The organism is Pseudomonas sp. K5002, from assembly GCF_013386655.1.
In the GTDB taxonomy this organism is placed as follows: Bacteria; Pseudomonadota; Gammaproteobacteria; order Pseudomonadales; family Pseudomonadaceae; genus Aquipseudomonas.
Genome location: NZ_JACARK010000647.1, coordinates 1 through 397 on the forward strand (window position 1 = coordinate 1; position 397 = coordinate 397).

Annotated in this window: 1 protein-coding gene; it reads left to right on the forward strand. The window is 66.0% G+C overall.

Going from position 1 to position 397, the window contains the following annotated elements; translation table 11 throughout:
• Nucleotides 1-397: metal ABC transporter solute-binding protein, Zn/Mn family (locus HX846_RS39750; protein WP_256739925.1), on the forward strand; the 397-nt coding region annotated here is incomplete at both ends.

Here is a 397-nt window from a genome sequence, read left to right on the forward strand (position 1 = left end):
CCGCGCGCCCGGTGGACGGCGGCTTGCCGGGGATTGCCGTGCAGCCGGGCGCCACCGACGGCCTGAACAGCCAGCCGTGGCAAGCCAGCAACAACATGGGGCGCATGGCCGATGTGATGGCCGCCGACCTGAGCCGTCTGGCGCCCGAGGCCAAGCCGCAGATCGAAGCCAACCTGGCCGCGCTCAAGCAACGCCTGCTCAAGCTCACCGCCGACAGCGAAGCGCGACTGGCCAAGGCCGATAACCTGACGGTGGCCAGCTTGAGCGATCACTTTGGTTATCTCGTCAGTGGCTTGAACCTGGAGCTGGTCAGCACCGATGCAAGGGCGGATACCGAGTGGACACCCGAGGCGTTGCAGCAACTGAGCGAAGGCTTGAAGGAGAATGAGGTGGCCGT